This is a genomic window from Ornithinibacillus sp. FSL M8-0202 (assembly GCF_037975285.1).
GTDB classification, from domain to species: Bacteria; Bacillota; Bacilli; order Bacillales; family Amphibacillaceae; genus Ornithinibacillus; species Ornithinibacillus massiliensis.
Genome location: NZ_CP150248.1, coordinates 232520 through 248340, shown reverse-complemented (window position 1 = coordinate 248340; position 15821 = coordinate 232520). Strand labels below are relative to the sequence as shown.

Annotated in this window: 12 protein-coding genes; 8 read left to right on the top strand and 4 right to left on the bottom strand. The window is 35.3% G+C overall.

The annotated features are described in order from the left end of the window. Position 1 precedes the first annotated feature (1 nt). From MKY78_RS01230 to MKY78_RS01210, 5 genes are all read left to right on the top strand, one after another. Entirely contained in the window at positions 2-1726 is a 1725-nt protein-coding gene (locus MKY78_RS01230) for a methyl-accepting chemotaxis protein (RefSeq protein ID WP_339215577.1), read from the top strand. 345 nt (positions 1727-2071) lie between these two features. After that, on the top strand, positions 2072-3637 hold the full coding sequence (gene abc-f / locus MKY78_RS01225) for an ABC-F type ribosomal protection protein (RefSeq protein ID WP_339215576.1): 1566 nt from the start codon (positions 2072-2074) through the stop codon (positions 3635-3637). An 84-nt stretch (positions 3638-3721) separates the two neighbouring features. Then, a complete protein-coding gene (locus tag MKY78_RS01220) occupies positions 3722-4630 on the top strand; it encodes a DoxX-like family protein (RefSeq protein WP_339215574.1) in 909 nt (302 codons plus the stop codon). An 11-nt stretch (positions 4631-4641) separates the two neighbouring features. Next, complete coding sequence (locus MKY78_RS01215) at positions 4642-5256, top strand: DUF4166 domain-containing protein (protein WP_339215573.1); 615 nt, start codon at positions 4642-4644, stop codon at positions 5254-5256. Then, positions 5243-6850, top strand: coding sequence for a YndJ family protein (locus tag MKY78_RS01210; protein WP_339215571.1), 1608 nt, complete (start codon positions 5243-5245; stop codon positions 6848-6850). Before MKY78_RS01215 ends, MKY78_RS01210 begins: the two co-directional genes overlap by 14 nt. A 68-nt stretch (positions 6851-6918) precedes the next feature. Here MKY78_RS01210 and MKY78_RS01205 read toward each other — a convergent pair whose 3' ends face one another. After that, positions 6919-7056, bottom strand: coding sequence for a hypothetical protein (locus MKY78_RS01205; RefSeq protein WP_339215570.1), 138 nt, complete (start codon positions 7054-7056; stop codon positions 6919-6921). A 16-nt stretch (positions 7057-7072) separates the two neighbouring features. Continuing rightward, entirely contained in the window at positions 7073-8335 is a 1263-nt protein-coding gene (locus tag MKY78_RS01200; RefSeq protein ID WP_339215568.1) for a helix-turn-helix transcriptional regulator, read from the bottom strand. Between the two features lie 214 nt (positions 8336-8549). On the opposite strand from MKY78_RS01200, the gene dacB reads away from it, so the two are divergent. Continuing rightward, the gene (gene dacB, locus MKY78_RS01195; protein ID WP_339215566.1) at positions 8550-9947 is read left to right on the top strand and encodes a D-alanyl-D-alanine carboxypeptidase/D-alanyl-D-alanine-endopeptidase; all 1398 of its coding nucleotides are present in this window, start codon (positions 8550-8552) and stop codon (positions 9945-9947) included. 24 nt (positions 9948-9971) lie between these two features. Here dacB and MKY78_RS01190 read toward each other — a convergent pair whose 3' ends face one another. After that, positions 9972-10448 carry an SRPBCC family protein gene (locus MKY78_RS01190; RefSeq protein WP_339215565.1) on the bottom strand — a complete coding sequence of 159 codons (477 nt, stop codon included), beginning with the start codon at positions 10446-10448 and terminating at the stop codon, positions 9972-9974. Positions 10449-10642: 194 nt separating this feature from the next. Between MKY78_RS01190 and MKY78_RS01185 the strand changes: the two genes are divergently transcribed. Then, on the top strand, positions 10643-12799 hold the full coding sequence (locus MKY78_RS01185) for a DNA topoisomerase (protein WP_339215563.1): 2157 nt from the start codon (positions 10643-10645) through the stop codon (positions 12797-12799). A 142-nt stretch (positions 12800-12941) separates the two neighbouring features. On the opposite strand, the gene uraA is transcribed toward MKY78_RS01185, so the two are convergent. Next, a complete protein-coding gene (gene uraA, locus MKY78_RS01180) occupies positions 12942-14192 on the bottom strand; it encodes a uracil permease (protein WP_339215561.1) in 1251 nt (416 codons plus the stop codon). Positions 14193-14481: 289 nt separating this feature from the next. Between uraA and MKY78_RS01175 the strand changes: the two genes are divergently transcribed. After that, complete coding sequence (locus MKY78_RS01175) at positions 14482-15762, top strand: SpoIID/LytB domain-containing protein (RefSeq protein WP_339215559.1); 1281 nt, start codon at positions 14482-14484, stop codon at positions 15760-15762. Positions 15763-15821: the final 59 nt, after the last annotated feature.

Sequence of the window (15821 nt, the reverse complement as noted above, 5' to 3'; positions counted from 1 at the left end):
AATGCTAAAGAAACTTCGACTGAAAAGAATAAGATACCGTGATATAAGAATTGGTTGGAAGTATGGCTTGACACTAGCTATTGTTATATTACTGTTTATCGGTTCCTCGGCTCTTGTTTCAAACTCTATTATTGGGATAGGAAAAAATATAGAAGAATTAGAAGCGAAAAGTGATTTAGCGATGAGCATTTCCGAAATGGGATCATTAACACGCAATATGAGCATTTATATCGTTTCTTATTATCAAGAACAAAATCCTGATTTGGTAGAATCGTTTAAAGAGAACCAAGTAAGTTATAATCAATTTGCAAGCAAAGTTCGCGTTAATTTAAAGTCAAAAGAACAAGAAGAGATTTATCAAGAAGTCACTTCCATGAATCAAGAAATGTACCGTATGTTTACCAATTATATTGTTTCAGCAATTAAGAATGGAAATATGGATGTGGCAGAATCATTTCTTAGTCAGACGAATGAAATTAGAGATGAGACGGTCAGCTTATTAGATGAATTAGTCAGTATGTTAGATGCGGATCGACAACAAGCAATTAGTAGTGCAATGGAAAGCCAAAAGAAAACATTCGTAACTCAATTAATTATCTTAGCGGTGACGATTGTTATTGGTGTTCTGTTGATTGTATTCATTAGTCAAGCTATTTCCCGCAATCTCAAAAAAGTTGTTGAAGTTAGTAATCAAATAGCAGAAGGAGACTTAACCGTACCAGAAGTTGATTATGATGGTAAGGATGAGATAGGACAATTAGCATCTTCTATTGGGAGAATGAGCGCCTATTTAAAAGAAGTGATAAGACAAGTTTCCCTTGTTTCCAATTCGGTTACTACGCAAAGTAAGGAGCTTAAGCTGTCAGCGAGTGAAGTAAGAGCCGGATCAGAACAAGTAGCCACAACAATGCAGGAATTGGCTGCAGGTTCGGAGAAACAGGCAGATGGTGCAAGTAATTTAACCTATACGATGCAGCAATTCTCACGAAGAGTTCAAGATGCTAATGAGAATGGAACGAAGATAGAGAATTCTTCTGAATCTGTGTTAGATTTAGCTAACCAAGGTAATGAGTTGATGCAGGCTTCAGGTGAGCAGATGAATCGTATCGACAATATCATGAAGGTAGCTGTTACAAAAGTACGTGGATTAGATGATAGTTCGAAGACGATTAGTCAGCTCGTTTCTGTCATCCGTGATATCGCCGATCAAACCAATCTACTAGCACTTAATGCAGCAATAGAAGCGGCCCGAGCAGGCGAGCATGGAAAAGGATTTGCAGTAGTAGCAGACGAAGTAAGAAGATTATCAGAACAAGTATCCACATCAGTAACAGATATTACTGATATTGTAAAAAAGGTTCAGTTGGAAACACGTTCCGTGACCGAGTCATTAGAGAGCGGATATGAAGAAGTACAACAAGGAACAAAACAAGTTATCTTTACAAAAGAAACCTTTGATGATATTAATCAGGCAATAGTGGAAATGGTAGAAAGCATTAAAGTTGTTAAACAAAACCTGAATGAAATATCAGATACAACACATGAAATGAATACTTCAATAGAAGAAATTGCAGCTATATCTGAGGAGTCAGCCGCTGGTATTGAACAAACCTCTGCTTCTTCGCAACAAACGAGCAGTTCAATGGAAGAAATGGCAAAAAGCTCAGAGGATTTAGCTAAATTAGCGGAGGAACTAAACACACTGGTAGGACAATTTAAAGTTTAGAGTAGAAAAAGATGATCCATAACAAACGGGTCATCTTTTTCTCCGTTGACAGGAAAAAAGCATTCATTTATAGTATTAGTAAGAAAAGTGGAAAGGGTGTTACTTGGGCAGATGTTAAATTAATCCTATTTTAAAAATCGTGAATTGGATAGTTGTACGTTTAAAAGATTGGGAAAAAGCCTTCTCTTTTGCATGCAATTTATTCACGCATTGAATAGGATTAGCTCTGCTTTAGTAAACACGGACAACGGTAATAATCGTTTATTTAGCATGGTTTTTAGCTTGAAAAGCTTCCTATTCAATTGTGAATTGGGGGCTTTTTTTAGTTGAAAAAGAGGTGAAAACATGCTGTTATTAGAAGCTCAGGATATTATATATGAAGTGAATGGGAAAGAAATATTAAATGTTCAACATCTGCAAATACAACAGGGTGACTGTATTGGTGTAGTCGGAAAGAATGGCAGTGGTAAAACATCCTTAGTCAATATTTTGGCAGGTCGCGAGTTAGACTATCAGGGTACTGTTCAATCGGAAGCAAGCTTGGAATTATTACCACAATTGAAGTATACCAATAAAACGAAGAGTGGTGGAGAGATAACGCAGCAATATATCAATAAGGCAATCGCAAAGAAACCACAATTATTATTCGCAGATGAACCAACTACTAACTTAGATAAAGAGCATATTGAAAAATTAGAGCATCAACTGAAACGGTGGACAGGGGCAATTGTGATTGTTTCACACGATAGGGCTTTCTTAGATGCTCTTTGTACGACGATTTGGGAGGTTGAGCACTGTAAGGTTACGGTCTACCCCGGGAATTATACGGTCTATCGTGAGCAAAAAGAGCTAAAAATCCAACAACAACAAGAAGAATATATGCAATATATAACAAAGAAGAGACAACTGGAGTCTGCCTTAGAATTAAAAAAGAAAAAAGCATCTCGTGCTACGAAAAATCCTAAAAAGAAAAGCGATTCAGATGCAAATCAAATGGGAAGCAGTCCATATTATGCTAAAAAACAGAAGAAGCTAGAGAAAACAGCTAATGCCATTAAAACGCGAATAGAAAAGCTTGAAAAGGTAGAAAAAGTAAAAGAGGATCCGCCATTAAATATGGATATTATTCATGAGGAAATGCTTGGAAAGAAAGCCATTATTCGTGTAGAGGAAATGGAAGGAAAGGTAGGAACTAGGTTGCTATGGGGCCAAACATCCTTTCAGCTTCATGCAGGTGATAAAGTAGCGGTTATAGGAAGTAATGGTGTTGGTAAAACAACATTTATCAAGAAATTACTATCCAAGGAGAATGGTATAGAAATATCTCCATCGGTAAGAGTGGGTTACTTTAGTCAAAACTTAGATATTCTAAATGTCGAAGAAACGATTTTAAAAAACATTACGACCACCTCATCTCAGGATGAAACGCTCATACGAACAGTTTTGGCGAGATTACATTTCTTTCAAGATGATGTTTATAAGCAAGTAAACGTTTTAAGTGGAGGAGAAAGAGTAAAGGTTGCCTTTGCCAAAATATTTCTAAGTGATATAAATACAATAGTTCTAGACGAACCAACTAATTTCTTAGATATTACAGCTGTAGAGGCATTGGAATCTTTATTAAGAGAATATAGAGGTACCATCATCTTTGTGTCCCATGATAGGCGATTTATTGAAAAAGTTGCGGATAAAATTATAGCGATTGAAAATCAAGAAATGAAGTTGTTCGAGGGGAATTACAATTCGTATATCAATTATCAACCAAAGACAATGGATGAAAAGGAACAGGATTTGATGATTATTGAAACGAAGCTGACGGATGTCTTAAGTAGGCTAAGTATTAATCCAGATCCAGAATTAGAAAGGCAATTTCAAGAGCTATTAAACGAAAAGAAAAGACTTAGTAAATAAAGAGGGAGTTGTAGGGAGTTTTCCTACAACTCTTTCTTTATGGTAAACTGAACCAAAAGAAGGACTGAAAAGGGGGAAGTAGCCGTGAGAAGTAAGCCAATATATGTAGAGACGACTATCGAGGCCGATATGGATAAGGTCTGGAAAGCAACACAGGATCCAGGGTTGCATCAGCAATGGGATTTACGGTTTTCCGAAATTACATATATGCCAAAAGAAGAAGGAAAACCACAGGAGTTCTTATACAAGACGAATATAGGCTTTGGAATCTCTGTGCAAGGCTGGGGAAAAAGTGTTGGAAGCTTTCATGCAGAGGATGGTTCGCGGACCTCTTCACTTCATTTTGGCACCAATCAGAAAATATCGATAATAAAAGAAGGTAGAGGCTATTGGAAGTACATACCAAATCAGCAAGATCAAACTTTACAATTTTTAACGCAATATAACTATGAACCTAGTTTTGGAAAAGTTGGTAGGTTTATCGATCACTTTCTATTTCGGCCTTTAATGGGGTGGGCGACAGCTCTTAGCTTTGATGTGTTAAAACGATGGATGGAGAAAGAAGAGACTCCTGCTTCACAATTTATCCGTTTCTTTAGTCATGTCATGTTATCCATCTTTTTTATGTTTATTTGGTTATACCATGGAATTGTCCCGAAGCTCGTTGCTATGCATCCAGAGGAAATAATGATGGTAACGAATACACTCCCTTTAACCATGAAGCAGGGGGAATTAATCGTATTAACTGCAGGTGTTATAGAAGTTCTTATAGGCATCATCTGGATTTTTTATCCTTATAAGAGAAGGTTATTCTACATTCAAGCTATTCTTTTTCCCATATTGATGCTAGGTGCGATCATTTCAAATGTGGAATATTTAGTTCAACCTTTTAACCCATTAACATTTAATCTAGCTTTATTTGTGTTATCCATTATTGGGATAGTAATTAGTAAGGATGTTCCAACTGCACGAAATTGTAAACGAAAACGTTAGGGGAAGCTAGGATGTCTATATATGAAAAAGTGCTAGAAGATCAATTTGAAAAATTACATCCCATGCTCCAATACCGTTATCTATCGATGGGGAAACGAGTTTTTCGGGGAACAGGGATAATGAGAACGGTAAAAGGAGGTCCTAAATGGCTTTATCCGCTTTTTCGATTCGGTGTAAGGTGGAAGCTTCTTTTCCCGGAATCAGGAGAAAATATTCCGTTTTTAATAAAAAACTCGCCAAGGATAGGAACAAATGGAGAAGAACAAATTCACTGGGAAAGAATATTTCAATTTGAAAATCACTATCGATACTTTAATGCCTTGATGAAATTAGACTCTAAACTACCTATTATTAATGACTATTTAGGAGAACCATCAAGGTTGTATTCAGACCTGATCTTTCATGTCGAAGCGGATGGTGGATTATTAATTCAATCCAACAAACAACGTCTAATAATAGGGAAACTAGAAATTCAGTTGCCAAAAATGCTACAAGGGATAGCTACTGTACGGGAAGGCTATTGTGATGAAAAGGCATTGTATACAATTGATGTTACAGTAAAAAATCCAATTATAGGACGGATTTTTTCCTATGAGGGAGTGTTTAAGGAAGATGAGGATAGGTAAGCTGTTACTTTTAAATATACTATTATTGCTGGTGATCCTATTATCACAAAGTTCCGGCTGGTATTTAACTTTATTAGCGGTAGCGCAACTAATTTTTGTCCCGTCGATACTGTACTTGCTTCGGGAGGATTTTAATCAAGTGTTTGGTAGATTGCTACCATATACAGTTCTTCTGTCTTCTATTGCCGTATTCTTTTTATACTTTGTTCAGAATCCAATCCTTATTTTTCTGTTTTCTTCTATTTATCTACTATTTACTTGTTTACTTGCTATTGGCGGGATTATGCGCTTTGTAAGTAGAGGATTTATTCACTTTGAGGAATTTTTGATTGATATTGGGTTTATCTATTTAGCCACCGGTGGTGCTTGGTTTTTTGCTTATCAAGTAAAGCTGGATATAGGGTTTTCGCCAATGATTACTTGGTTAACGAGTATCCACTTTCATTATTCAGCATTTTTATTCCCTGTTTTCCTGGGGTTACTTGGTAGAATGATTAATAGGAATAGGTTGTTTATTTTTGCCGGGATGATTATTATTATCTCTCCTTGGGTAGTTGCATTCGGAATAACCTTTTCCGTTTTCATAGAAGTATTATCGGTTATTTTATACATTGTTGGCATCTATATTAGTATTTACTTAAGTATAAAAGCTACAATTAGCAACCGTATCCAACGAGTATTGATTCGTCTTTCCTTTGGGTCATTGGGCATATCCATTTTGTTTTCATTAATCTATGCATTTGGGAATTTCACTGGTCTATATTCCCTTGGGATTGATCGTATGATAGAGTCCCATGGATTAATCAATGCGGTACTTTTTGCTCTTATTGGTTTAATTGGCTGGTCTTTACATATACCAAATTCAAGTGTAACGAAAACGTTTTTCCCGGTAAGTCAAATTAAGGGAAAATGTATTATCGATGAAAAAATCTTAGAAGATAAAAGAGGAGACTATATTCATAACGGATTGGTAGACAGGATGGAAACATTTTTTACAGTGGAATGTGATAGTATGGCCAATAATATACGAGATTTCTATGAAAATACCAATGACTATGAACTATATGCTGAAGTGAGATGGAGTAGATGGTTCCTACCGTTTGCAGCGATATATAAGTTGATAAGTCGGCTCATGAAACAAATTAACTTACCATTAAGTAAAAGGCAAATAGAAATGACTGGGCGAATTATCGATGTAGAGGATTCGAAGGATGGTCGAGAGAATGTTCGAGCGTGGGTTCGTAAGATAAATAATGAAACCGTTTTTGTTGCTTTGTACTCGGAGCATGAAACATCAGGTGCACGATATATGAATATAGCGTTACCATTACCAAGAACTACTATGACAGGGATTTTGGCTCTCCAGCCGCAGGGAAGTGATCTTTGTTTAACAAGTAAAAGGATGTCTAAGGACTCTGATGCTGGAATTTACTTGACCATTGGAAAGAGCAATATGAAGCTACCTTTAGAAGAACAATTTAACATGAAACAGCTAGAAAATGGGTGCTTGCAAGCTTTACATCAAATGTGGATATTTTCCTTGCCTTTCCTAAGAATTAAGTATGATATAAAGAAAAAAGAAAATCTAGTATAGAGAGTATATTTCTCCAAATTTTTATCTTTTAAAGGCAAGGAAATATACACATCTTTTTTTTGTAGTGATTAATCCTTTGTCCAACCTGGATATGGTTCTTCGTTATTTGCTAAATCATAGATTTTGTAAGTAACTAAGCTGCTCGATGAGATACTAGTAAATAGTATTGCTACTGAAATTAAAGCAAAGAATAGAACTTTTTTCATTCTTAGTCACCTCCTTTCAAGATAAATCATGAATGTTAACTAGCTTTTTATAATAAGTTGCAGATAATTTATACTTTCTATTTTCAAAGTAATAGTCTGCTAAAAGTTTTATATAAGTTGATGCTTCAAAATGCATTTGTTTTTCACTGAAGAAAGGTATGATGTGATCTATTGTTAAAGACTCAAATGAATCATTAAACCCATTAATTAAATAATGGTAAACTTTAAACTCATAAACATGAATTGAGTCATTAGGGTTAATTTCGTTAGATAAATTAGTCCCAATTTCTAGCCATTTCTTGGTGTTTTCTAAGTCGCCGGTTTTATAATACTCCTTCATTAAACTAGAAATAGGAGTAAGCTTTCTATGAATCGCTGCATTTTTTCTCAACTCATAACTTTTTTTATAATACTTAATTGCTTCATTTGACTTTTCAATAGATGAAAACAATTTACCTAAGTTTTGATAACAAAGTATTAATGTCTCGTTATTTTCAAGCCTTTTAGCAAGTTTAATAGCTTGATTGTAATTTGTTTTTGATTGCTCAAAATCTTTAATTCTTCTGTAAGATATCCCCAATAAAATATGGCATTCTGCACATTCTTTTAATTCATAATTATTCTGGTAATATTTCAATGCTTTATTAGAATAATGTAAACATAAATGGGTCTGCCTATTTTTACTAGCTGCTAAGGCAATTAAGTAATATAGATTATGGGTTTCCTCATCTTGATGGAACAGCTCGGGATTAAGCAGGTTTTCAGCTTTTTGATAGAACGCAAGGGATTTTTTATAAGTAAGATGCTTATAGTAATAGTTTCCTGCAAATTTATAATAATAGTATTTTTCTATGTCATTGAATTTCTTGGAGCTTTTATGAAGGGAGATGAGAAGTTGTCCGGCTGATTCCAAATTATTAACTAGAACATAATAGCAGAGCTTATGGATATCTATTAATGAAAGCAGTTGCTTATCGATTCCATTAGGTAAAGCAAAGTTGATTTGATCATATAGTCTGATCGCTTCTTCTTTATGAGAGCGGAGTAAATGTAGAAACCATTTAATAATAGTTTGATTTGTAATTTGGTCCTCTAAATTAGCCTGATAAAGATTCAGTTTTTCTCTTAATAGCTGCATTATTTCATTTGTTGGCTCAGCCGTACCATTCTCTATTTTAGATAAATAGGATACAGAAATGATTCCATTCGCTAAATCTGCTTGTGTCATATTTGCTCGTAATCGATTGATTTTAATTGACTTTCCCAAATTAATTCCCATTTTTTCACCTCCACGGCTTTCATTATAATCAAAAAAGGGATAAAATACTATATAATAGTGACAATATTCAACAAAATATGAAAATATATAAAAAATGGCTTAGTTTTGCTGTTTTTTAGGAAATTTTTCCTAAATTTTTCTATTTAAATATAGGGTAGAGTGAATTGGATTTAAATAAGAAGTCTTAATGGAAATGATAAAAGGGGGTAGAGAAATGGACATGAAATGGACTAGATTTGAAGAATTAGTAAAACTTGAACCAAAACTGGAAGGAGCGTTAGTAGGGGTCAGTATTCGTTCGAGAGAAACTGGACAATTGTTATATGAGCATATGGGTAATACTCGATTGCACCCAGCATCCAATATGAAACTATTTACTTGTGCAGCAGGATTAGAGGTGTTAGGAGAAGACTATGTTTTTCCAACTGAATTATGGGTGGATGGTGATATTGTTGGAGATCGATTAGATGGTAATTTGTATATAAAAGGTAAAGGGGATCCAACTTTGTTACAAGCTGATTTTGAAAAATTAGCTAAGGTATTACTAGGATATGGGATTAAAGAAATAAACGGCAATATCATTGGTGACGATACATGGTATGATGCAGTTCGATTATCTCAGGATCTAAATTGGAATGATGAACATCAATACTATGGTGCCCAAGTATCAGCCTTAACTGTTTCACCAAATGAGGATTATGATTCAGGTACGGTAATGCTGACGATAATACCAGGGGATAATGTAGGAGATAGACCAGAGATTGTATTGAATCCTTACACGAAATACATAACTATAACAAACAAGGTAGTTACCCTAGAGATTGGCAGTGAGGAAGAGGCTGATATTACGGTTACACGTCAACACGGGAATAATAATGTTGTATTAGAAGGGACTATCCCTAAATATTCTGCAACGATAAATAAATGGGTCTCCGTTTGGGAACCTTCAGAGTATGCTTTAGAAATTTTTTCTCGCTCATTGAAACAGGTAGGGATAAATTATACTGGTCAGTTAAAGCGGGGTGAGACATCGAAAGACGCCAGGCAACTTTTTGTTAGGAATTCTATTTCCTTAAGAGAATTAGCTATACCTTTTATGAAGCTTAGTAATAATGGGCATGGTGAGATTATCATTAAGGAATTAGGAAAGGTAAAAAGAGGAGAGGGTAGTTGGGAAAGTGGTTTAGAAGTATTAAATAACTATTTAGAAGATATAGGAATAGATCCAAGCAAACTAGTAATTCGAGATGGATCTGGAATTTCACACGTTACGTTAATTCCAGCTAATGTCATAACTGATTTGTTATGTCGTATACAGGATAGAAACTGGTTTACTAGTTTCTACCGATCTCTGCCGGTGGCTGGTAATGGTGACCGAATGATCGGTGGAACATTACATGATAGAATGTATGGGTTACCAGTTGTTGCAAAAACAGGAACCATAATGGGGGTTAGTACCCTATCAGGCTATTTGACGACTCGTCAAGGGGAAGAATTGGTTTTCTCTATAATGCTGAATAATCTTCTTGATGAAGAAGATGGGCCACAAATCATTGACCGATTAGTAGAATTTATTATTACGGAAAAAAGCAAAACAATCCCTTCTTCTTGATTGTTTTGCTTTTTTTACTTCCATTTATAAGTAGGAATTTAGAGCTTTAGTGTACTTTTCATACCAATATTCCCATTGTTCTTTTCGAGAATTAATTCGTTCATTGTCTAAGATAGATTGGATAACATTTAAACATACATGCCATCCAGCTATGTCTTTTGCAGTATGCTCCGTAATTTCTGTAATTCTTTCAATTAGTACTAAATTACACCCATCAGACGCTTCTAATAGTTCAAAACGGACGAAATTGTCATCCCAAGTAAATTCTAGTATTTCATATTCCTCGAAGTCGATTATATCTATTCGTTGAAATGTTCCATCTCCCATATCAAAGTGCAAATATCCCCCTTTTCCCAGCTTAATAACCTGTAACTCATCAAACCAAAGAGCTAACCGTTCATTGTTGGTAAGCATTTCCCATACATCCATTTTTGAATGTTTTAAGTGGGGTTGAAATGTTACTAAAAATTCATTGGATTGTTTTTCGATAGTAGCTAACATATTCATTGCTCCTTTCCTTAGACTATTTTCTACAAGTATACCCTTTATTTGCAAAAAAGTGAGTGTTCCATATTCTATTTTCTCTGTTAACATTTCCGCTATTTATTAGTATAATAGATTCACCCATCTTTTATCCTCCGAATACTTATCTGATTCCCTTCCTATATGCTTCAAAAATGAAAGTAGGTGTAAGTTTGAAATTAATTCTCGCAGAAAAACCCTCCGTAGCAAAGAATATAGCCGATGCTCTAGGGATTAAAGGTAAAAGAGACGGCTACTATGAAGGTAATGATTATATTATTACTTGGGCATTTGGTCATTTATTACAGCTCTATGATGCGAAAGACTATGATAGTAAAATGGCTAGATGGAAAATGGAACATTTCCCGTTTATTCCGACTAAATTTGAGTACAAAGTAAAGAGCAATCCGAAAAATAGACAATGGGCAGACCAAGGGGCAAAGAAGCAATTAGCTATTATTCATCAATTGATGAAAAGAAAAGATGTAGTGGAAATTATATCCGCATGTGATTTTGATCGGGAAGGGCAATTGATTGGAGATAGTATTATTTACCGGGCTCGATTAAATAAGCCTGTATCCCGATTATTACTTAATGAATGGACGAAGGATGAGGTCCTACGTGGCCTTGAATCACTACAACCAAATGATGAATTACGTCCTCTTCAAGATGCAGGAGTTAGCAGACAATGGGCAGATTGGTTGATTGGAATTAACTTAACCTCTGTTGCAACGCTGAAATATCAAAAAGGAAGAGGAAAGGCACTTAATATTGGTCGTGTCTTACTACCTACCTTAAAGATTATATATGATCGTGATAAAGAAATAGAGAACTTTGTCCCAGAAGATTATTTTAAGTTAGTAGCGACATTTAAAACGAATAATAATGAGTTGTACGAGGGTACATATGTAGAAGAATCAGGAGAGAAGTTTAAGCAAAAGGAAGCACTTGAAATTGTAAATCAACAAATCCAACAAAAAGAAGCGGTTATTACTCACAAAAAGGTAGAAAAGAAAAAAGAATTTCCACCTTTTCTATTTAATCTATCTAACTTGCAAGGGTATATTACGAATAAATATAAGGGATGGACTTCAGATAAAGTATTAAAAGTTGCTCAGTCCTTGTATGAGAAGAAATTTATTACCTATCCGAGAACATCTAGTACAGCATTAGAGGAAAGTTTAGTCGGTAAAACTGCTAGAGTTCTCAAAACACTAGCAGAAGAGCTGCCATATAAAGATGAAATTAAATTTATGAAAACAAAACGGGTGTTTAATAATACCAAGGTGGAAAGCCATAGTGCAATCATTCCGACATATATGAAACCGAAGCGGTTAACAGCAGATGAACAAATTATATATACTGCAATTAAGAATCGTTTTATTATGCAGTTTATGCCGATAGCAGTGTACGAAGAAACAAGGTTAATTACGAAGATTAAGGATGTCGAGTTAAACGGGATTTTTGAATCTAAAGGGAAGGTGCAACTTGAAGAGGGCTGGAAGAAGGTAGAGAGCATTAATTCGAAAGATAAGCTGCTACCATTAGTTGAGAAAGATGAATTGGTGGAGGTAGCTGAATCCGATGTGACAACGCATGTTACGAAACCACCTAAGCCTCATACAGAAAAAACGCTTCTACGTGTGATGGAAACTTGTGGTAAAGGGTATGATGAGGACGACGAAGAAATAGTTGGTAGTATTTTAACCGGTTTTAGCATAGGTACCCCTGCTACAAGAGCAGAAACGATAAAAAAACTAAAAGATGTAGGCTATATTTCTACACAAGGTAAAAATCTTATCAGTACAGAGCTTGGAAGGAAATTAGTAGAAACGCTACCAGTAAAGTCATTGTTTGACCTTGAATTTACTGGAAGACTAGAAAAGACACTTTCTGACATTCAAAAGGGTATTGTTCCTAAAACCGCATTCCTTGAAACGATTTATAAATTTACGACAGAATCAGTTGAAATAATTAAGGCAGATCAGGAAGTCACGATTCATGAGGTGAAAAGCAATGCAGCGAAACCTAGTCATGAAATACTTGGGACTTGCCCGAATTGTGGTGGAAACATTATTGAAGGTAGGAAAGGCTTTGGATGTAGTAATTGGAAAAAAGGGTGTAAGTTTGTCATATGGAAAAACGATAAATACTTACAGGCATTACGAAAAAAACCTACCAAGACAATGGTAAAGAATATCTTAAAGAATAAAAAAGCCTATGTTAAAGGATTAACGAGTAAACAAGGGAAGAAATTTAACGCTTATTTAAGCTATGAAAAAAATCCAGACAAAGATTATTACGCTTGGAAAATGGAGTTTGAAAAGTAAATAGAGATGAGACATAAGGGGTAATAATAAGGAAGAATCCGAACCAGTAAAGGTGGTTCGGATTCTTCCTTATAACATTTTTACTTCAGTCCTAACCTCTTTATTTTATTCTGAGGAAGTATATCTAGCTCTTACGTATCTCTTATTCATTAGATAATTTTAGCATATCAAATAACTTAAATAGTATGCTTAATAGAATTCCAACTATAGTAGCAAGTCCCATTCCGGAAAGTCCGACTTGACCGATTTGAATCGTGGCGCCACTTATACCGATAACTAAAATTACACAAGTTAGAATTAAGTTTTGGGATTTACTATAATCTACTTTTGCTTCTACTAACATTCGAATCCCACTAGCGGCGATAATACCGAACAATAGTAGAGAAATTCCTCCAAGAACAGCCCCTGGAATAGAGGAGATAAGTGCGGCTAATTTTCCTACAAAGGAAAGTAAGATAGCAATTACAGCTGCTCCGCCAATTATCCAAGTTGAGTATACTCTAGTAATTGCTAGTACACCAATGTTTTCCCCGTACGTTGTGTTTGGAGTAGAGCCTACAAAACTGGATAAAATCGTAGATACACCATTTCCGATGAATGAGCGATCCAGACCAGGATTTTTAGCTAAATCTTTCTGAACAATATTAGATGTTACGAATAAATGCCCAATATGTTCCGGAATTAATACTAGTGCTGCAGGTATAATAATTAATATAGCAGACCAATCAAATTGCATCGTGTATAACTCTGGCATCGCAATCCATGGAGCGTTTTTTACTGGTTCTAGATCAACCAATCCAAAGAAGTAAGCAATAATGTATCCAGCTATAAACCCAATTAGTATTGGAATAATCTTAAAGAATCCTCGGAAGGTTACCCATCCAATTACTGTAATTCCTAAAGTTAATAAAGAAACAATAATCGTTGTCGGATTTAGGTTCTCTCCAATTAATCCAGCATCTGCAGCTGCAACTGGCACTAGTTCTAGTCCAATAACGGCTACTATTGCCCCCATAGCTGCTGGTGGAAATAAAACATCAATCCATTTGGTACCTGCAACCTTTACAAGTAACCCTACTAAGGTCAGGATAATCCCTACAACTAAGAACCCACCAAGTGCATACCCATAACCGAATTGGCTTATTACAATCCCGACAGGAGCTAAAAATGCAAAGCTCGATCCTAAATATGCTGGAATTTTTCCTTTTGTGATAAAAATGTATAACAATGTTCCTATACCATTCATTAGTAGAATAGTAGCAGGATTAACCTCGAATAGGATTGGTACTAATACAGTCGATCCAAACATAGCGAATAAATGCTGAAAGCTTAACGGTAGACTTTGAAAGAAAGGTAGCCGTTGATCAACTTGAATTTCATCGAATTTTGCCATATAGAATCTCTCCCTTGTTTCATTAGCTCTACAGTTACCAGGTAAGAGATAAAAAGAAAAGCACCTTGGCCGGATTAGGCTAAGGTGCTTCTATGCATAAGAATATAGAAATGGGTAGACCATTTCTACTATTATGATAGACAGCTAAACTGTCTTTACACCTTGCCAGTCTCACAGGACTGATTTAAAGGTAACCGTATGAACTTAACTAGATATTACACAATAATGTACGGATAGTCAATCTATTTTTCATATGTATAATTCTTCTCCTAGTTGAAAAAATATCCATATGAGACATATTACCCTTTTATTCATCATTGTATTTTGTTTAATGGTTCCTGTTAAAATTAGTGCGGAACATATGGTGACGGTGAAGCTTGTAAACTATATAGGGAATACCGATGAATTAAACATTAAAGTAGAAGGGGAGTTTTTTACGTTAGATCCTACATTAAAACTACAAAAAGGGGTGAACTATACACTACAGTCTAGGAAAGGGGAGTTATTTTTAAAACAAAAAGGGGAAAAAGAGCAAAGAATAGGAGTGGGATTTATCCTCGTTCCACAAACCTATGATATGAATCATATTGTATATATTAATGATAGACCATATCTTGGTGCAATGGAGTTTTTAATTGAGGATAAAAAGAATATACGTCCCGTTAATCAATTACCATTAGAAGATTACTTGAAAGGGGTTGTCCCGTTCGAAGTATTTTCATCTTGGGGACTAGAAACGCTAAAGGCGCAAACCTTAGCTGCAAGAACTTATGCCGTTTCGAAACTAGAACAAGTAATTGACGATACAATTCGCTTTCAAGTATATGGTGGTTACGAATGGGATACGAGTACAACACAGGCTGTTGAAGAGACCGAGGGAGAAGTTGTTACTTACGATAATCGATTAATCGAAACGTTTTATTCTGCTAGTAATGGTGGGAAAACAGAAAACAATGCTAACGTATGGGGTGGCGATTCTATGCGCTATTTTCCAATTAAGGATGATCCATACGATCCTACCCATCCATGGGAGTTTACATTACAGAAAACGCAAATTGATTATGAAGCAATCGATTTTTCGAATCCAGCATGGTGGGATACAACGGTTGAAAAAGATGAAGAAATTGCTAATTCCCTCAAAAGCTGGCTAAACCGTAATGGTTATCCTGGTAAGATAAAAATCCTAGAGATTGATCAGTTTGAACTAAATGGTGATAAACTTGCTTCTGGTAGAAGCGTTACTGGATCGATTAGTGTAATCTTCATGCGGCAATTGCTTGAAGGATTAATCTTGTTTGAACAGATGAGTTTAAACGATGTTAATCTTAATCAAATTCGTCCTATGATAGGAGGAACTGTGTTTAAGAGCTATTTGATTGATTCCCTAGAGCAACATAAGTCTGCCTATACAATGAAAGGTAGAGGATTTGGCCATGGTGTTGGAATGAGCCAATGGGGGGCTCATTATATGGGAGAACAAGGAAAAACATATCGAGAAATTATCGATTTCTATTACCCGGGAACGACCATTATGGATATTTCTTCAGTAGTATTGAAGATAGGTTCTTGAATCTGGTTATGGGTATAAAAATATATTCGTAGTGTATTACCATAGCCAATTCTACATAG